General features: G+C 43.1%; 18 protein-coding genes. 1 reads left to right on the forward strand and 17 read right to left on the reverse strand.

Features of this window, described 5'->3' with window-relative positions:
- Nucleotides 1-39: 39 nt before the first annotated feature.
- From AC58QD_RS00085 to AC58QD_RS00130, 10 genes are all read right to left on the reverse strand, one after another.
- A complete protein-coding gene (locus AC58QD_RS00085) occupies nucleotides 40-1,842 on the reverse strand; it encodes a hypothetical protein (protein ID WP_497328730.1) in 1,803 nt (600 codons plus the stop codon).
- 7 nt (nucleotides 1,843-1,849) lie between these two features.
- Nucleotides 1,850-3,001 carry a Gfo/Idh/MocA family protein gene (locus tag AC58QD_RS00090; RefSeq protein ID WP_497328732.1) on the reverse strand — a complete coding sequence of 384 codons (1,152 nt, stop codon included), beginning with the start codon at nucleotides 2,999-3,001 and terminating at the stop codon, nucleotides 1,850-1,852.
- Nucleotides 3,002-3,097: 96 nt separating this feature from the next.
- Entirely contained in the window at nucleotides 3,098-4,087 is a 990-nt protein-coding gene (locus tag AC58QD_RS00095) for a Gfo/Idh/MocA family protein (RefSeq protein ID WP_497328734.1), read from the reverse strand.
- A gap of 4 nt (nucleotides 4,088-4,091) precedes the next feature.
- Nucleotides 4,092-4,466, reverse strand: coding sequence for a RidA family protein (locus AC58QD_RS00100; RefSeq protein ID WP_497328736.1), 375 nt, complete (start codon nucleotides 4,464-4,466; stop codon nucleotides 4,092-4,094).
- Between the two features lie 37 nt (nucleotides 4,467-4,503).
- Nucleotides 4,504-5,616 carry a mandelate racemase/muconate lactonizing enzyme family protein gene (locus tag AC58QD_RS00105; protein ID WP_497328738.1) on the reverse strand — a complete coding sequence of 371 codons (1,113 nt, stop codon included), beginning with the start codon at nucleotides 5,614-5,616 and terminating at the stop codon, nucleotides 4,504-4,506.
- A gap of 13 nt (nucleotides 5,617-5,629) precedes the next feature.
- Nucleotides 5,630-6,469 carry an amidohydrolase family protein gene (locus AC58QD_RS00110; RefSeq protein WP_497328740.1) on the reverse strand — a complete coding sequence of 280 codons (840 nt, stop codon included), beginning with the start codon at nucleotides 6,467-6,469 and terminating at the stop codon, nucleotides 5,630-5,632.
- Nucleotides 6,470-6,505: 36 nt separating this feature from the next.
- On the reverse strand, nucleotides 6,506-8,227 hold the full coding sequence (locus AC58QD_RS00115) for a DUF4091 domain-containing protein (RefSeq protein WP_497328742.1): 1,722 nt from the start codon (nucleotides 8,225-8,227) through the stop codon (nucleotides 6,506-6,508).
- A gap of 31 nt (nucleotides 8,228-8,258) precedes the next feature.
- The gene (locus AC58QD_RS00120; RefSeq protein ID WP_497328744.1) at nucleotides 8,259-9,128 is read right to left on the reverse strand and encodes a carbohydrate ABC transporter permease; all 870 of its coding nucleotides are present in this window, start codon (nucleotides 9,126-9,128) and stop codon (nucleotides 8,259-8,261) included.
- 27 nt (nucleotides 9,129-9,155) lie between these two features.
- Nucleotides 9,156-10,061 carry an ABC transporter permease gene (locus tag AC58QD_RS00125; RefSeq protein WP_497328746.1) on the reverse strand — a complete coding sequence of 302 codons (906 nt, stop codon included), beginning with the start codon at nucleotides 10,059-10,061 and terminating at the stop codon, nucleotides 9,156-9,158.
- An 80-nt stretch (nucleotides 10,062-10,141) separates the two neighbouring features.
- Nucleotides 10,142-11,857 carry an extracellular solute-binding protein gene (locus tag AC58QD_RS00130; RefSeq protein WP_497328748.1) on the reverse strand — a complete coding sequence of 572 codons (1,716 nt, stop codon included), beginning with the start codon at nucleotides 11,855-11,857 and terminating at the stop codon, nucleotides 10,142-10,144.
- A gap of 402 nt (nucleotides 11,858-12,259) precedes the next feature.
- On the opposite strand from AC58QD_RS00130, the gene AC58QD_RS00135 reads away from it, so the two are divergent.
- Nucleotides 12,260-13,057: an IclR family transcriptional regulator gene (locus AC58QD_RS00135; RefSeq protein ID WP_497328750.1), complete on the forward strand. Its 798-nt coding sequence runs from the start codon at nucleotides 12,260-12,262 to the stop codon at nucleotides 13,055-13,057.
- 198 nt (nucleotides 13,058-13,255) lie between these two features.
- Here AC58QD_RS00135 and AC58QD_RS00140 read toward each other — a convergent pair whose 3' ends face one another.
- The 7 genes from AC58QD_RS00140 to AC58QD_RS00170 all read right to left on the reverse strand — a co-directional run bounded on the left by AC58QD_RS00140 (nucleotide 13,256) and on the right by AC58QD_RS00170 (nucleotide 19,421).
- Nucleotides 13,256-14,734, reverse strand: coding sequence for an Lsa family ABC-F type ribosomal protection protein (locus tag AC58QD_RS00140; protein ID WP_497328752.1), 1,479 nt, complete (start codon nucleotides 14,732-14,734; stop codon nucleotides 13,256-13,258).
- Nucleotides 14,735-15,149: 415 nt separating this feature from the next.
- Nucleotides 15,150-16,121: an NAD(P)-dependent alcohol dehydrogenase gene (locus AC58QD_RS00145; protein WP_497328754.1), complete on the reverse strand. Its 972-nt coding sequence runs from the start codon at nucleotides 16,119-16,121 to the stop codon at nucleotides 15,150-15,152.
- A gap of 30 nt (nucleotides 16,122-16,151) precedes the next feature.
- Nucleotides 16,152-16,868: a DUF4386 domain-containing protein gene (locus tag AC58QD_RS00150; protein ID WP_497328756.1), complete on the reverse strand. Its 717-nt coding sequence runs from the start codon at nucleotides 16,866-16,868 to the stop codon at nucleotides 16,152-16,154.
- Nucleotides 16,865-17,785 (reverse strand): NUDIX hydrolase, encoded by a 921-nt coding sequence (locus AC58QD_RS00155; protein ID WP_497328758.1) that lies wholly within the window; start codon nucleotides 17,783-17,785, stop codon nucleotides 16,865-16,867. The genes AC58QD_RS00150 and AC58QD_RS00155 overlap by 4 nt, the downstream gene beginning before the upstream one ends.
- A 225-nt stretch (nucleotides 17,786-18,010) precedes the next feature.
- Nucleotides 18,011-18,211 carry a tautomerase family protein gene (locus AC58QD_RS00160; protein ID WP_497328760.1) on the reverse strand — a complete coding sequence of 67 codons (201 nt, stop codon included), beginning with the start codon at nucleotides 18,209-18,211 and terminating at the stop codon, nucleotides 18,011-18,013.
- Nucleotides 18,212-18,255: 44 nt separating this feature from the next.
- The gene (locus AC58QD_RS00165) at nucleotides 18,256-18,747 is read right to left on the reverse strand and encodes a GyrI-like domain-containing protein (protein WP_497328762.1); all 492 of its coding nucleotides are present in this window, start codon (nucleotides 18,745-18,747) and stop codon (nucleotides 18,256-18,258) included.
- A gap of 281 nt (nucleotides 18,748-19,028) precedes the next feature.
- Complete coding sequence (locus tag AC58QD_RS00170) at nucleotides 19,029-19,421, reverse strand: YheC/YheD family protein (RefSeq protein ID WP_497328764.1); 393 nt, start codon at nucleotides 19,419-19,421, stop codon at nucleotides 19,029-19,031.
- Between the last annotated feature and the right edge of the window lie 5 nt (nucleotides 19,422-19,426).

Below are 19,426 nucleotides of genomic sequence, written 5' to 3' on the forward strand. Positions count from 1 at the left end.
GAATACAGCCTCACTTTCTGAATTAGCTATAGGAGATACCTATGCCACCGAGAATTCAATGTCATGCGATCCTTGCGGGACGAAGCACATCAGCCATTTTTTTGCGTTTCTCCGTTGAACGAATCCTTGTGTGCTAATACCGTCTAGCTTATACGATGCCGTTTCGCTGGCGCTATCAGGAAGCGGGAGCTTCACATAAACGCCTTGTGAGCTTGGGGTAGTAACGGTAAAGGTTAAGGAGGAGGAATCTCCCCAACTCGTTGCATCAAGATTTACGGAGGTAGCTGCACGATCAAACCACCAAAGACATAGTTCATTAGTCGAATAATGCAAAACCCGGTATTGCTTTTCTTCAATAAATCGCAAAATTTCTTCAACGGCGGGCCAACAGTGTATCGTTTCCTTAGCGTCTACTAGATAAATCGGATGCAGAAAAATATTCAACGTCCAACGGAAGTGCGCAGCCCGCTCAATGGAGTCCCGGATTCGGGCGATGTCCGCTTCCCTGCTCTGGTCATAGATTCTCGGCTCAAAAAGGAGGATGGGGATATAGACGTACTCGATTTTGTCATTACCATGCTCGTGATCGTCATACACGAAATGCGGATAAACGGTCCCGAAGCCGCATCCGAACAAATTGATGGGATTCATTGGCGGGAAAAAGGAATGGATGCGGGTGTTATCTCCCTTCATTCCGAGTGCCGCGGCCCATCGTGCCTGGTCCGTCCAGCCGGCAGTAACCATCGAACAGTGATTCACGGTTGCGACCGGCGTTTCCCCGAATGCCGCTTCGTATTGATGCAATTGTTCTCTCAAATGGGCTTCAGTGAAATGATAGTGCGGTTCAAAAAAATCAAAGTGAAGCGACAGATCATGCCCATTGGCCTTGATCTGCTTGTATTGCTCGGCGCTGATTGCGAACTTGCCGGACTTATCCGGCATTATATTCATCTGGTAGCCAAGCCCTTTCTCCTTCATATATTCCGACGCTTTCACCTGGATACCCGGTGTGCACTCATCGTCACCTCCGTAATGCAACAACATGTCAGGCAGTTCGCCGTCAGCAAAAGGCGGCAGTTGGTGAACAAAAGGCTGTGGAACTTGCGTTAATAGATCCTCCAGATACAACAACCAATAATCTGCATATGGAAGCTCCAGGTCGGTCATCCGTCCAAGTGCAATCGCGTCGCCGGTCCGGTAATAACCATCTCCGTCCCAATCCCGATCGACCGGTCTTCCCTGATGCATGGTCCAGATTGTTTTCGGCATATCGAAGCCCCAAAAAATGGTTTTTCCAGAGCCTACCTTCTGCTCCACAATCAGTTCATATTCCGTCTCATATCTCCCTGCATTAACGAAGGACCCCACCCTGCTCCCGTCCAGAGCTTCCACCAGCTCGACATCGGAAAGGATGAACAGCCGCGCGGCTCGATAGTCGTAACGAGGATCGGCCTTAGCTTGACTTGCGGCATTAAATTGATAGGCCCCGGTGACAGTAAAATGATCGTCAGCCTGTAGGATACGTTTCACACGCTTAATTCCGAACAAATCATCAGCACCGCCGGTTGCAAACCCAATTAAAGTACCTCCGCAGGTTACCCACTCATGCAGACGTTCCTTCTCCAGTCCGGATAAGTCAACTTCTCCGATAAAAATAAATTTTAAACGGGATATCGATTCAGGCTGTAGCAGCTGACTGCGGCTAAGCTTGGAAGCGCGCAGGCCCATCTCATCGAATATTTCCTCTATATATTTGAACCAGTAATTTTGCCCACTGCTGTGACACTTGGCACAATGAGCTTCATCATAAACATAACCGGTCAATGACAATAGCTGCTCCATTCCGCTATCACACCCGCTTTCGGAAATCCGGTACTTCCATAAGAGAACCACCTTCGTTCGACGATTCCGCGGCCAAAATCGCAGGCGCTGCTGTTTCCACCGCTTTGTAGACATCCATTCCTACTTCAGTGTCTTCCATGATCGCCGTAATGAAGTTATCAATCGGCCAGCCGTCGGAGCCGGCATGACCGCTTTCTCTAATGAAATCACTAGCGTCATCGACTCTCGTACTCCAGTCCATGTCTTTCCAATCCTCATCGCCCAATGACCACATTTTGGGGTTGTCGTGCTTGGATCTGCTCCACTCTACGGTGCGATGAGTACCTTTAACATGATACCAATGATAGCCTGTTTCCTTACGCGGGCCGTGCGGCGATGTAAAGCTTGCGGCTACGCGCAATATCGTATCATTGCTCGTATGCATCAGTGCAACTTCCATATCCCTTGCCTCGTAATCTTCGACAAAATAGCTCTTCGGCCTAGTCCCCATACAGGAAACTCGGGTAACTCTCCCCCCCGTAATACTGAGCAAAGGACTGAGCGTGTGGGGGAGATAATAGATTGGATTGATGAAGGTCTTGTTGCGCCAAGTCGGCTCCACCTCACGTCCCTGTGGAGGCCTGGCGTTGCCGTATATTCTTTCACCTGTTTTAGGATCGATATAATAGTCCCAGTCCATATAATGCAGATATTCGCCTTCGGCAAAGAGGATCTTTCCGAACTCATTCCGACGTGCCATCTCGCGCCATTCCTGGATGAATCCCCAGTATCTCGTCTGCTCCGAGAGCATATATTTCACACCGGTCTTCTCCACCGTATGGACCAGGTCCCAACACTGCTTTAAAGTATAAGCCGCAGGTACCTCGGTGGTTACATGAATACCTTTCTCCATGGCGTAGCAGGCCAGATCAACCTGCATGTTCGGGGGAGCCGCGATCAGAATGGCGTCCAGTTTCTCAGATGCTATCATTTGCTCAAAGTCCGTATAGAGCTTGACATCAGGATTCCCTAGCTGAGAAGCGGCCAACTCAGCGGTTGCCTGAATACGATCGCATATAGCGGTCACGGTACAATTGGGATGAGCGTTATACAACTTCATTAGCCCTCTTCCCCTTGGACCCACGCCAACAACACCCAATCTTACTTCCTTCTTCCCCATGTTTCGTCCTCCCTCTGGAACGCGGTATTTGTCGAAGACTTGCTTTAACAGCCTTCCTTGCAAATGTTCAGTACGGACGTGGTGTTCCCGAACTGATTAACGCATAATCTCGTACTCCATTCTTTTGCAGAGCCTGAGACTATTGATTCCATCGATGGACCCAGGTACACACGGCTCATCGTTGCGTATGCTGGCAACAAACTTTTTCAATTGCTCTCGAAAGCAATAGACTCCCCAACTCTCATCCAAAGAGACGGTTTCGGTTTGTGTACCCGTCTGCAATTTCACAAACATTTGGAATCGGTCGAATACCGCGATTCCTTTCGGACCTACGATTTCGAATTCGCCTTTCGGAAACTTAGGAAAAAACCAGCCAATTTCCACTTTGGCTATATCCCCATTTGCGAATCGGATTAAGGAAGCGTCATAATTCGTCGCAGGAAATTCCTCGCGTGATTTCAGTCCGAACGCCTTGACTTCGGTAACCGGTGAATCGGCCAAAAAATATAGAAAGTCCGCAACATGCGCACCGTCGTGAATAGAAGGTGAGCCATGCTCCATGGTCAGGCGGATGCGTTCATAATGTTCGGGATTTCCCGTCGGATCCCAGATCTCATCAAAGATGCCCAGTCGATACACCAGTGGGGAGCCTAATCTGCCATCACGTATCCAGTTTCTCAACGTTTCCATCAGCTTGCCATGACGATAGGTGAAGCCCAGCTGCAGCTTTGTTCCCGTATCCTTTTCTATTTCCATTACCTTCATTGCCGTTTCTTCGTCCACGGCCATCGGTTTTTCACACAAAACATGCTTGCCTGCCCTCAAAAAATCCATCGTGATGTAAGGTGTCACCCAGGGAGGAGTGGCGACGATGACAGCATCCAGTATCCGATCCTCCAACAATTCCTTGTAGCTGGAGGTGAAGTGAGACACATTATATTTCTCGGCTAGACGTCCGGCTCTGGTAAGATCTGTATCGCAAAGCACTGCAAGGTTCGTATCTTGATTGGCGATGATCGTAGGGATATGCATGGCAGCCGCAATATCCCCGCATCCGATGACTCCGATATTAAGCGGGTTATTCATACAATTACCCCCTTACCGCCGTGCATTCGATCTCTACCAGCATTCCGTTCAATTGGCAGGCTACAACGGTCCGAGCCGGATACGGTGCGGTAAAATATTGTCCATACACCTCATTAAACGCCGCCCAATGGGTAATATCAGCCAAATAAACAGTTGACCGAACGATATCATCCATCTGGAATCCGTTATCTTCCAATAACCAGCGTATATTTTTCATAGTCTGATGGGTTTGGGTAACGAGATCATCGCCCACCAGATTCTGATCCTTATCAAAAGGCCCCTGTCCCGCCAAGTAAAGCGTGTCATTCTTGAGGATTGCAGAAGAATAATGCCCGAACACGGGGGGAATCGAATCGGATTGTATCGCTTGCTTAGTCATGAATTTCAAATCCTTTCGGTTGACTGGGTATGTATGCTTAATACATCCGCATCGAATCTAATTTATCAAAGTCTAGAGTTACACCAAGCCCAGGACGGTCGGAAATCTGGAGACAGCCGTCCTTGATGACCAATTCTTCATGGGTAACATCCTCTTTGTACCCCGTAAAGCCCCTAATATCCGAGGCGTGAGAGGCAGCCAAATTCGTCATGGCTAAGGCGACATGCCCGGAAGCGGACGCTCCGATTCGCCCTTCCGGCATCGAACCGATCGTGCATTCCTTGTCATACAAGGATGCGAGCTCAAAGATCCGTCTCGCCGGCATGATTCCGCCCGCTTCCGTTATATACACGTGCAGCATATCCGCAGCATCATGTTCAAGATACCGCTTGGCATCCTTAACATCCCAAACACCCTCATCAATCAAAATTAAGGCCTTCGTATTGCTTTTTAACCACGCTATATCCGACAATCGGTCATCTGGCATAGGCTGTTCTACAATAGTCACGCCAAGATTGACCATCTCGTCGATCAATTCCTTCGCCCTCTTCGCATTCGTCCAGGCCATGTTTGCATCTACGCGCAACTTAATCCCGTCAGGAATGGCATTTCTAATTCTACGAATCGTCTTGAGATCTCTTTCGTCATCATCGCCGACTTTCAGCTTCAATTCTTTATAGCCTTCTCCTACCTTTTTCACCGCTCCCTCAACCATATAATCGATCGAGTCGTTCATCGAAATACCGCCGGTCAGAGGAATTTCATCCCTTATTTTTCCTCCAAGAAGCTGATAGACTGGCAGATTTAACGTTTTGCCGATCAGATCCCACAACGCCATTTCGACACCCGCTTTAGCCAACAGGTGCCTCTTTGAAAAACTGCAGAACTGGTCCAATACGGCACTTATTTTCGACACATCGTGAATATCCATTCCAATTAACCGGCAAGCCAAATAATCGTTTACCTCTTTGCACAGACCATGTGCTCCTCCGAACCAGGCCAGCGCAATTTCCCCAACGCCATATTCCCCTGATTCGCCGTGAATAACCACAATCCCATGGTTGGAGGAGCCATAGCTCCCCCAATGATCGCGAATTGGAGTAATAAATGGGAGATTAATAGGGATGGCCTCAACCGAAACAATCTTCATTGCAATTCCTCCATCATTTGAGTCCAAGGATTTCAGGTGTTGAGCGGCCAATAATCTTCTCGATGACACTGTCGGGTATACGCGGCAGATTGGTTCCCTCTACCATTGTATTAAGGTTATGCAAGGCTTCTATTGAGCGGCTGACCGTAAAGAAAGGAAAATCCGTACCGAAAAGCAGCTTATCTTCAATCCCATACTCAATCGCTTCCACCAAGGCGTTATACATCTGCCAGGGTCGTGAGCCCAGTGCCGAGATATCCGTGTAAACATTCGGATGCTTACGGACGACACTGATCGCTTCACCGATCCATGGATGGCCGAGATGTGCAATGATCATTTTCAGATCTGGAAAGGCTCTGGCAACGGGATCCAGATCAGCCGGACGTGATTTCTCCAACGGTCCCTCAGGAACAAATGAAGTTCCTTGATGCCACATAATCGGCAATTTAAGCTCCTGTGCCTTAGAGTAGAGAGGGTAACAGATTCTATCGAGCGGATGGAAATTTTGATAAATAGGGGCCAGCTTCAGCCCTTTCAGATTCAGCTCGGAAATGGCCGACTCCAGGATTCTCTCAGGTCTGCTACGATTCGGATCCACGCTGGCAAAACCGAATAATTTGCCGGGAGACTCCGCGACATACTGAGCCACATATTCGTTCGGCACATTAAAGCCCACGTATGGAGCATCTACTGCCAAGACTATAGCCCCCGTGCATTCCTTCATGGCTTCCCGATGTTCATCCAGTGTGCAGGCGAAACGGAACCCGTCCCCCCATGCCCGCTTTGCCGCTCTTAAGAAGGAACCCGATAAATGATGAACTTCCGCTACATGAGTATGAAAATCGAACAGCATTATGATCCCTCTTTTCGAAAACGATTTTTCGTCTAGCTAGGAATCTAATAACTGCCTATAGGTCTTCTGCAGCCACTGTTCCGATTTTGGAAATTCCCTGTAATTAATGATGGATTGCAGCATTTCATCATCCGGGTTAATATCAAGAGTTTGAAGAAGCGCATAATCCTGCATGGATTCAGCGAATAATTCCCAGCGAATGGAATCAATTGGCCCTTCCTGTCCAGGGTAAACAATAAATGCATCGCCGTAAGGCAGCCTGTGTTGGCCGGACCCATCTGTAAAAGGATCCAGCAGCTCTTGGGATTCCGGATCAAATCCCCCGTTGAAGATGTACCAGAAATTATAGCCCCAATGTAGGAATCCCAACGTCCGAAGTTTATAAAAAACCCATCCCTGCATGCGAATTTTATAAAGCGGAGTGTCAAAAAAACGGTTGATATAGGGTCCCAGAGGTGAGCAGCAATAATACACCCAATGAGGAATCCCCTTCTCTACATAGTTGTCAGCACCATGTGCAATAGGCACCGGATAATCGGTAAGGCCTTCTACGGCATATGCCTCGCTGAATACAGCATCCATAACCTTGATGTCAGGAGCGATCTGTTTCAATATTTCCCGTGCCCTCCGATAATTGTCCATATCCTCGGGACTATCGCTCGGCTCATCCGAAATATGGAACAGCGAGTTCTCCAATATTCCTTCTTCGGATAGAAAACGCTTAAACTCCGGCAAAAACTGACTAAGAAAATTACGGTACTCCTCTCCTCCACCATCCATTTCCTCCGGAAAGAGCAGCTCCAATTTGCCGTTGCGTTCCGTGTAAATCCCTGTGGGTGTTGCCGCTGAAGCCGCGCGGTCCTTGTTGTGGCTGTATGCCCATAAATGCGTCCACTCATAATAGTCGAATCCTAACTCTTGGGCCATCCGGACAATTATTCGAACCCAGTCCCAATTAAACTCATATATGCCTGGTTCCAGCTCCTTCACCTGCAGAAGCTGCGGCGGCCTTTCCATAATTTCACGGCGATAGTTAAGAATTGGCATATAAATCACGTTATTTCCATGATCAAGAAGATTCTGCAGGTAGGCCCGAACTCCCTGAAAAAATTCATTGCCGAACCTGTCTTGTTTGTTCCAATCGTATATACAGTCCGGAAACCACCAATGGGTTACCGGGAAATTTTCACGAGGCTTCAGCACAAGCTGTCTGATGTCGACCGCGGCGTTGAGTACAGCGTCCTGATTGAATCGCGTACTCTTAAATACGACCTTCAAGGAATAAATGCCGGGCGTTATATCGGCAGGCACTCTAACAGTGATCCAAAAGCTCTGGTTCGAGAAGGGCCACACCTTTGCATGAGTTTCCAGAAATAATGGGTCCGGAACAAGTCCGGGGATGTAATCCGAACCCTCCAACTCGTCCAAAGGCGTATTATGTGACACGTAAGCTTGGGGAACCCAGCCGACACGCCGCACCTGGACTTGTATCCCTTCCTTGCCCTCGACCTCGCAAGTAACTTCAATCGGCAACAGTCCGTTATTGTGTAGACATGCCTGGAAAGAGAGCCTTGCATTGCGCGGCGAAACGAGCTCAAGCAGCTGGCCTCCTCCGGGAGGCGACTTGGGGTATACACGTCTCAAGGAACTCTGGAGCCAAAAAATGAGCTGCGAAGGCTGCGTTGCCGTACCGTATGGATAATTATTTTCAATCTGGATCACATGAGGATCAGATGAGGTTCCGTTCAATATCTCCATATTTTCTGACTTCCCTTCTTAAAGTCTGCCCTCAGCCTTTAATCGAACCGATTAGCAAACCTTTCATAAAATACTTTTGCAGGAATGGATATACGAGCATAATCGGTAGAACCGTAACGACCGTCATCGCCATTTTTAATGATTGAGGTGTGATATTTGGAGATTTCTCGAATTGATACTGTTCGATATTCGTAATCGTTTGCAATGAGTTATAAAGCACATATTGCAAAGGAAATAATTCAGGATTCATTGCGTTATAAAATTGGGTATCAATGAATGCATTCCACTGTCCAATGGCGGCAAACAAAGAGACGGCGGCAATAACCGGCATGCTTATGGGAAACATGATCTTGAAGAAGAGATAAAGATCGTTCGCCCCGTCGATCAAGGCGGCCTCCTCCAATTCCTTCGGTATACTCTCAATATAGGTTTTGATCAAAATCATATTGAATACATTAACTGCGCTAGGAATGACATATACCCAAAATGAAGACGTCAGGCCCAAGCCTTGAATCAGGAGATACATTGGAATAATACCGCTAGAGAAATAAAGGGTTATGATGAAGAATCTTCGAAAAAACTTCACGCCCATAAAATCATCACGCGTTAAGACATAACCTGCCATTGATGTGAAAAATATCATGATTACAGTCCCTAGTACGGTTCGGGCTACCGAAATAAACACACCGTTCCAAATTGTAGGATCCTTCAACAAGGTGACATAAGAATCGAAAGTGGGATTTATAGGGTATATCAAAAATTTTCCACTTACTTGCGAAGGATCACTTAATGAATAGTTAATTACGTAAAGAAAAGGAAACACCATCACAACCAATACTAAGGCCATAATCAGATAATTAATGACATCAAAAGTCCGGTCCGCAAACGAAGCTTTATACACCTAAGACCGCTCCTTGCCATTTTGGGATTAAAAGATTGACTTACCTGTTGCTCTTTTGGAAACTGAATTTACTAAAGTAAGAATTACGATACTCACAATGGTTTTAATGATTCCGACTGCAGTAGCGTAAGGAAAGTTCAATTGCCTCAATCCGAATTTATAAATATACATATCAAAAACCTCCATGTTTTCCCAGTTAGTCGGATTCGTAAACATGAAGAAAAGCTCGAAGTTGGAACTCAATATCCATCCGCTATTTAAGATCATCAACACGATCAATGTCGGAATTAAATTCGGAATTGTAATCAGCATCATTTTCTGAACACGGGAAGCGCCGTCAATATCCGCCGCTTCGTATTGTTCAGAAGGTATGGCAGATATCGCAGCCATAAAAATAATGCTGCAATAACCGACCGATTTCCACGCTTCCAAACCGATCGCAAGCCCCCAGGAATATTTCTTGTCTCCAATGAAGTCGAGACCTTCGCTCAATACACCCACCTTCACCAGTAATTCATTCAAGATTCCCGTTGAAGAGGACATGAAAGCATATGCGATCGAGTAAATAATGACCCAAGATACGAAGAAAGGAAAGAAAGAAACAGTCTGTACCGCCTTCATAAAAAATTTCGAACGGATCTCATTAAGGAGAACGGCAAAAATTAATCCCAAACCAAGGTTACTGATAATCATCCCGAGATTCATGACCAACGTATTTCGCAATAAATAAATGTAGTCCTCGCTTTGTGAGAAAAAGACTTTAAATTGATACCAACCGCTCCACTCTGCGTTCCAGATACTTAGACCGACCTGATAATCCTTAAAAGCAATCATCCAGCCTAACAGCGGTATGTAACTGAAGACAAGCACTAGAAGGAACGCCGGGGCGATCATAATCATTAGATATCGTTGTCTGTATAACTTTTGAGCCATATAGGATGCACCCGCTTCCAAGCATGGTGATATTATTGGGGAACCTGCTTGTTAAGGCAGGCTCCGCAGCACAAACTTGGTTATTTCGTAAGCTTGCTAGCTTCTTCCTTATATTTCTTGTTGTATTCATTGATTACGGTTTGCGGATTTAGTTTCTGGTACTCTGGCACCAATTCGTTCCAAATCTTTTCGAATTCCGCATCATCCTTGGCCGTTATCAATCTAGGTGTATTTTTCACTCGGAACTCTGTCATCTTGGTGTGGGTCTGCCCTAGTGGCGTGTTGGGATCGATAGAGATTGAGTTGATTAACCCAGAGCTCGCCCCTTTGCTGTTTTTCTTCCAAGGGTCTACCGAGGTTTTCCAACCTAATTTTTCGACTGCCTTTCTTGTTTCGGGAGTGAGCTCAATCTGGTCGCGGTAATCCCAATCCACTAAGAAGCTGTAAGGTTTGTTATCCTTTTTGGACACCCTCATGTCATTCCCGAGGAAATTAAGGACCCCGTTAAATCCGACCAGAGAGTCAGGATTTTGCTTTTCCTTGAAGAACAGCTCTGTAGGAACCCTCTTGCCATCCTTAATGGTGTAATGTTTACCTTCTATACCGGCCTGTAGAAGGGTTTGCCCTTCTTCCGAGGACGCCCAATCAATGAGCTCCATTATTCGTTTTGGATCCTTTGCGTTTTTCGTGATCACGGTGTTACGGTATGGGACAGAATCTAACTCCATAATCAGTTGGGGTTCATTTCTTTTCATCTGAGTCATGCTGCGAACAGGCATCGTAATATATTGCTGCTCCGGGTGCCCAGCTGCGATCAGTTTATTGTTCGTTGATAAGCCAGGTCTATAATACCAGGCACTGAGTGCGCGTCCGCTGTCAAATTTCTCCGTAACCTGCGGGATGCGATCCGTAAAGCTTTCTTTATCCAAAATACCTTCACGATAAAGGGTGTTAAAAAATTTGTAGCTTTCAAACACGTATTCGTTTAAGAAATAGTCTCCAAATTCATTTTTATCATGATTGAACATAACACCCTGGTTTCCGGCAATACCCGTATATCTTCCGCCTTTTTCATATAGCATTCCAGAAATTCCCGCCATCCCCCAAGGCTCGCCGAAGGGAGCTGTCATGCCTATTGATTTCTGACCGTTAGTCGTCGGATTGTCTTTCAAAGCCTGCTTGAGGAACTTTATCCAGTCGTCAGTAGAAATTAGATTCGGCCAACCCTGTTGCTCAAGCAGATCAATCCGCGTCGCGATATCGTTTGTTTTCAGGTTCGTCATGTAGTCGCTCTGATCTACTTCCCACTTGTATAGCTTTTTGTCTGGAGCAAGCAATCTCCATAAAGGAATCTGCTTCTCATATCGTTTCGTGAAATTCGGAGATGCGGCTAAATAATCGTCCAAGGGAATCACTGCGCCGGCTTTTAAATATTTTTGGAAGTCATCATTATATTGAATCCATAGAACTTCCGGATAATCTTTGGCTGCTAGCATCAAATTGACTTTTTCTCCCCAATTTCCCCCGTAAGGAATGAATTCGAACACGATATTGAATTTATCTTTGATGATTTTACCTATTTCCGTTTCGTCAGACTTTTTGAACTTATAGGCACTGCCCGGATACAAATATTTAATGGTATAAAGTTCTTTTGCGTTAGCTGTGCCTGTTGGTGTTTCAGAATTCTTAGTTTCGGTATTGTTTCCTTCGTTGGAAGATGAACATGCTGAAAGTAACGAAGCCATTAAAACAAATATTAACATGAACGGCAGTAGCTTATTTCTCTTACGATTCATTCGGCTTCTCCCCTTAGTTAAATCTTTTAACTTAACGGCATTAAGCGCTTTCAAAATGTTTGAAATGGTGAAAACAGAAAAAAACACCCTATCAGTTGGCTTATCAGTCACTAGCGTAACAGGAATAACCAAGGAAGGTTGTAATGTAGATGAACATCGAGTCAGGTTCCCCAGTCGGTTGATTTTTCAATCCCTCCCTTCAAAAACCATCTTTTGTTCAGTATGCAGAACATTATTCGAGAATCGTTTACAAAATTATCATAAATCAGTTAAAATGCTTTGTCAATCCTTTAAATTTATTCATTTTGTCATTGCAACTATGCATTTTTTACATTAATATGAGTATAAATTAAGATTAAGTGTTCTGTATCCGGAATGACTTTATGCAGGGGGTTCAGTTTTATGTCTGATCAAAAAAACTCAAAATATTCGGTACCAGCCCTAGAAAAGTCAGTCACCATCCTTGATTTTCTCGCACAGAACAAAGAGGGATTTTCTTTATCTGAGCTTAGCAGTCAATTGGCAATGCCAAAAACCAGCGTGTTTACCATACTGAACACGTTGGAATCGCATAATTATGTAAGGAAGTCTCCAGAAGGTTTATATCATCTAGGTTTGAAGCTTTATAATCTAGGTATGACAGCAATTAATCATATTGACATCAAACGAGTTTTTGTTCCGTATATGGAACAATTAAGGGATAATACACACTTCACGGTTCATATGTGTATGTACGATAATGGGGAAACGATCTGCATGGAAAAAATCGACGGACCAGGCATGATTAGCTTCAAATCTTTTGTGGGCGAAAGAAAAAAAATGAATACGACATCTGTGGGAAAAGCAATTGCTGCTTATTTGCCTGAGAAGGAATTGCAAATTATGTTCAGTAAAGGGTTACAGATCTTAACACCAAACTCCATATCGACAGAAAATGCCCTTCGGGCACACTTGCAGCAGGTTCGAGCGTTTGGTTACGCAGTGGATGATGAAGAAGGCGAAATTGGAGTTCGCTGTATAGGTGTCCCGATTTTTATTGATGAGGGCAATATCTTCGGAGCGATTAGCTTGTCAACTCTAAAAAGCAATCTACCCATGCAAAAGCTCCAGGAATACGGTGAGAAATTAATGACAGTTGCAAATGCGGTCTCCATGCAGCTTGGCTATAAAGGTCCATATCCAAAAATAGAAATCGAGTAAACTGGTTTTGCTTGTTGATGAACTTTCTATTTAATCGTTTATTGAATTCCACCATTGAATAGTATATATTCCACGGGAATCGGAACGCAGGCAAAGCTCATATTGGGGAGGAAAATGATAAAAGCCGCCCGGTTTGAGCGACGGCTTCCTTGATTAATATTAATTTTGTTTTTGAGATTCGATGTTCCTCTTCCTTGCTTAGAGTTCAATGATCTTTGTTGCAATATTTTTGCAAAATTCCCTGTCATGCTCAACAAATAGAATGGTTGGTGAGTAATCAAGCAGTAACTCTTCAATTTGCATGCGAGAAATAATATCAATAAAATTAAGCGGTTCATCCCAAATATGCAAATGAACTTTCTCACTAAGACTTTTTGCAATCAGCACTTTCTTCTTTTGCCCTCCGCTAAAAGCTGAAATATCCTTTTCAAATTGAACTTTGGAAAAATCAAGCTTTCTTAAAATCGTTTTAAATAGGCTTTCATCAATCCCGTTGTTTGCGGCATATTCAGATAAATTGCCTTGAAGATGGGACGTGTCCTGGGATACGTAGGATATTTTCAACTGACTATCCTTCATGAAGGTGCCTGTGTAGTTCATATCCTCTCCGCAAATAAGTTTGATGATACTTGATTTCCCGGAGCCGTTTTTACCCGAAAGAGCAATTCGCTCACCTTGCTCAATAGTAAAACTTAAATCTGCACAAATCATTTTCTCACCATAATAAATAGAAACATTATCAAGTTCAGCAAGTTGGCTTTTATGAAAAGCAAGTTGCGAAATCTCTAAGCTGTCAGAGCTTTCGATATTTTTAAGGAGCTTAGACTTTTCATAAATAGCAGTTTGCTGTCTTTGCTCAATTGCTTTTGAGCGTTTCATCATCTTAGCAGCCTTATGGCCAATATATCCTTTATCTACCTTTGAACCGGAATTCCTTGTTCCGTTTTTTGTTTTTTCCACTTCGTGTGACCAGTGTCCTGTCCGTTTAGCTGAATCCGACAAGCGTTTAATGTCTTTTCTAAGTTTTTCATTCTCTGCAAGCTCAAAGTTGTCTTGTCTCTTTTTATTTTCCCACCAACTGGAAAAATTACCTTTTTGAATTTCTATGTTGGTCTTATTGATTGAAAGTATGTGGTCTACACAGTTATCAAGAAATGATCTGTCGTGAGACACCAGAATATATCCACTTTTAGTATTGAGATACCCACTGACAAGCTTTCTTGCACTCATGTCGAGATGGTTGGTTGGTTCATCAATCAACAGAAAACTATTTTCCTTAATAAATAATGTAGCCAGCAACACTTTCGTCTGCTCTCCGTTAGATAATGAATCAAAGGGCCGATATAAAACATCTTCAGCAACCTGTAGCAATGAAAGTTCACGCATTAATTGCCAGTGAAGATAGTCTGGAAAAATGTCGTTGATTACATCTAGGGTATTATTTCCCTTGTTTTCGACTTGGAAAGGGAAATATTCAAAACTGACATTAGCGGAAATATTTCCGCTGTATTCATATTTGCCAAGCAACAAGTTGAGAAATGTTGTCTTACCTCTACCGTTTCTTCCTGTAAATCCTAATTTCCAATCGGTATCTATTTGAAAACTTACATTTTCAAATATGTTATCGTAACTGCCATCATAGGCAAACGTCAGGTTTGTAACATTTATTAATGACATGCACTTATCCTCCTGTGTGATAAAATATAAAAGCTACAAGAAAGTTACTTTCTTGTAGCTCAAATAAATACAGAAAATCCAACCCACTATAGAGTTAGATAAGGATATATTAGTTGAGTGAAAAGATTTAGTAACTTTCTTGCATATAAACAATAAAACATGCGAAAAATACCGCTTTTTTAGTTTTATTATTTTATATTGTTGCAAGAAAAATTACATTATCCTTTTCAACTCCAATCATTAAATTATTTGTATCATATCATACCCATTGCTTGAATTTCAACAAATTTAGGCATTTTTAACTTCTTTTCACTCATTTTGATTCCACCTTAAAATCATACTAGGGAAAAATACGGCAGATTCTTCACCTAAATACTGGGCAATAATATCTTGAATGTTCTCTTTGGATTTTCTTTTAATGTTCCACACTGATGACGACTTTTCCCTTGGGGAGTCCCTCGCCAAAATACCGGAGAGCTTCAGGAACCTCACTTAACGGGTAACATCTATCTATAACAGGTACTACTTTGCCAGCCTCAAAAAGCACCTGTATTAAATTTTGATCATTATTGTTTGGTTTGTGCATAAGGATCCCCATTTTCTTACTCCCGAACATTGAAATCAAAGGCCCTAGGAACATGATTTGGAAAATTCGAGCCATGGAACCTCCGATCATGACATATGTGCCATTAGGACTCAATGCACGCTTGTAATCGAAAATCGATCGATATCCCGCAACATCTAGAATCAGGTCATAACGCTCCCCATTTTGGGTAAAATTATCTTGAGTGTAATCAATGACCTTGTCTGCACCAATCGATAGCAGCATATCCAATTTCCTCGTGCTGTCCACGCCTATCACTTCAGCCCCGAATGATTTGGCAATCTGCACTGCAAACGTACCTACTCCTCCACCCGCACCATTAATTAAAACCTTTTGTCCTTTCTGAATCTGACCTTTATGCCGAAGTCCCTGCAAGGCAAGGACTCCCGCTTGTGGTATGGCTGCTGCTTCCTCAAATGTCATATTGGCTTGTTTCAGTGTTAATGCACTTTCACTAGCACACACATACTGCGCAAACCCACCCCAACCACACCCCGAAATGTCCCCGAATACCTCATCACCTGGAACAAACTGCTTCACGTCTCTGCCAACCGCTTCAACCCGCCCCGCTATGTCAGCTCCTAGTATTTGGTATCTTGGTTTGAGAAGCCCCTCAAGGCGGACCAAGAACGGTATACCTCTCAGGAGATCCCAATCCCAAGAGTTTATGGATGCAGCATGTATTTTTATCAGAACCTCATTGTCCTTTGGAATCGGTTTTTCTACCTCTTGGAGTTTAAGACCGTCAGTAGTTCCGTATTTAGTATATACAATTGCCTTCATGACGAATTCTCCTTTGCACCTATTCGTGTTTTAGTCTTCTTTATATTGATTTGATTTTATATGTGTTTGGACAGACTCTGAAGTCATTGCCATTGAGTTAAATCCTTTAATTATCAGCCATAACGGAAGTATTATTTCAAATAAGGCTCCTGGAAGAAATAAGAGCATTCCTGGTCTATAGCCGAAAACCTCTAACAAGGCGCTTGTCAACAACGATGCGTATCCAATAAATCCAATGACTGATAATAAGCGTGGAATGAGTTTCGATATATATAATAAGTAACAAAACAACAGGCTATATAGTCCAAGAACGATCATTGCCATCTGGAAGGCCAAATCCTTACCTTTTATCGCTAACATACCTATAGTTTGAAAAAAGGAAGCATCTGGTGGTGCTCCTGCTTCTATAAATTCCTGACTTAATGCTATCAGTAACAATGGGCTGATTGCCCCAACAATAAGGATGATGGCCTCAATTATCCTGAAAGCAACGTAACCAAGAGCTATATTTTCATTATGCTTTTTTAAGATAGGATACAGCATTATTGCAATTCCAATAACTGCAGCGGAATTAATTAACTCAAGGAGCATGCCTATTATCACTTTGGTTTTATTTGGATAAACATGAATAAGGTAATCCGGATCATTTAGAATAGATTCTATAAGTCCATTTCCTAGCATATATGCAACCGTTGCAGTTAGAAATAATACTCCGATAAATCTTGCAGTCTTTCTGTTTGAATTCATGTTTCACCGCCAACTACATATCGCCAATTATTGTTGAACCTGAACAGCTTTGCTGGCCTATGCCCAGCATCCTTTGTAAATTGATTGGTCTCCATAACCATGTTCGCTATTTTTCTTCTAAACGCAGCAGAGAGTAACTCTTTTCCCAAGGTAACCTCGTAGACCTGTTGGAGCTCTGATAGTGTAAAAAGTTCCGGCATCAGATTGAAAGCAATATCTGTGTACTCAATCTTATTCCTTAGTCTCTCAACTGCATATTGGATCATTTCCGCATGATCAAATGCAATTCCATTCGATACAATAATATCTCTTTCTGCTTTTACTGCTTTTCCTGAATAGTTTTCAATAACTTTCATATGAGCCTCAAGTATGTCTTTTTCGTTGGAAAGAGTAATTTTTACCACTTTTTCGAATACAAAGCCCTTCTCCAGTATGGTTTTCTTCTCTTCAAGCACACTGTACCTTACGTTGAACCACCTTGCATCATCCGCATCATCCCCTGCCTTCACTTCGAGTGAGCTGCTATCAACAAGTGCCATATACGAACAGCTGATAACTCGTGTACGCGGATCCCTATTTACATCTCCCCATGTATAAAGCTGTTCCATGTAAACATCATCGATATTAGTCTCGGTTTTTAGCTCCCGCAAAGCAGCTTCATCAATACTCTCGTCCTTTGTTACAAAGCCTCCTGGTAAAGCCCATTGACCCATATAAGGATGAACTCCCCTTTTAACGAGAAGTAGTTTCAGTGACTTTTCCGGTAACTTCCTATAGTTTTCTTTTTCTTCATCTTCTACTGTGAAGATTAACATATCTACTGTAACTGACGGCCTTTCGTAAATACTGACATCATACCTCTGTAAAAACTCTACTTCAGTAAGTCCCTGCCTATCTCTCAGTTGCTCTTTATCCATGTAGATCACCTATTCCTTGATTTTAATATTGTGTTACGATCATTTTGTTATTATCAATATGTTAATATCATTAAAACTTTAATTCCAATCATTGTCAATACCCTAAAATAAAAAAAACGCTATTGAAGCAGATGGCGAAGCAATTGAATTGCCCGTTCGCAAAGAAAAGGGCTGCCACATGGCAACCCTCTCTGTATTTCTATCGTTATCATTACCGTGAAGGACTCATCCTTCTCTTTTGCGAAAATCATCTGTTAAAATACCAGCAAACCCCCAATTCTCATCATCAATTTCTTGAATGACAATGTGGGTATGTTCAGGCTTTTTGCCGAGTATAGTGACGAGGGTCTCGGTAAATTCTTTCACTATTTGGGCCTTTTGCTCTCGAGTGGCGCCCTTCGTTATTTGTAGATTGATATATGGCATCTGTAACCTCCTTAGCGACTACTTTGTTCATAGTATCCATTTTTTTATTTGTTCCGTATTGGAAAGATAATGTCAGTAACTGATTCTTCCGACTCTGGCCCTATAAATTTATCACCATAAATTTCGATATTGTATGGAGCGCAGAGTTCATACTCATTCTCATGAAGCCAAGTAGAGTATAAATATGCATGAACAGATCCCGCTTTATCGGCTGGACCCTTAAAACTAAATGCCACGTATTTATTTGCTGGTACCCTTCTATACACCATTCCATCAGGGATATGTTCTAATGACGAAACTTCAATCCCAATAAAATATTCAAAAGCATCCCGATCTGGATTGTAATTCTCAGGGTCAGTTGATAGCCCGAATACTTCTCTATCATTAATACATGAACCAATTTCATTTTTACGTTTCATAAAGGTAGATGCCAAATAATAAGTAGGCCTGTCTACGTGAAGCACTTGCTTAAGTGTTACATCGATAGCTAATCCAACTAATATCATTTCTGGTTTTTCAATTATTTTTGTGTCCATTCAGTACCTCCCAGGATATATTTCCACTCAAGCGAAAAACCTTCCTACAACATTGCAGCATCTCATTCCTGATCACAATCTGACATTTGTTAGAAAAGGTTTCGAAGTAAACAACTTCAGCTAATCGCTGCGTGACTTTATTCAATGGCATCAAGAAGTATTCAACAGACTGATTTCATTTCCCTTTATTAACCATAAAACTAAAAGAGGAGCTGCAATAAAGCAAGCTCCTCCATATCGTATTTAGAATGGAGCAGCCACTAGGCAACTCCTGTACTAGATTAATTTTTAACGGAATGGTTCTTCTTTGCAAGATAAACGCCGTATTCAAAAGGGCTAGTCCAAGATTGATCCTGGATTGGAGGTCCGAATGGGGATGGAAGCGAATTGACCTCAAAAATCCAAGGATGGCCTTTCTGGTCCAATCCGAAATCAATGCCCAAATCCGCCATATGATATCCGGAATCGTCATACCATCTTCCAATGGAGAGACCCAGATCGGCTATTTGACTTAAGCTCTTCTCCTGAATGATCTTTTCCTTCAGCAGCCAGCTCGGATCCAAAACCATATAGTGAATCCCTCTTCCCCATCCCACATGACTGCCATTCAAGGCTATTCGAAAAAAAAGGGTGGATACTTGCCAAGCGCCTTCACCGTTTTTATTGATATTCAATCGGA

The sequence above is a fragment of the Paenibacillus sp. J2R1T-4 genome (assembly GCF_059692235.1).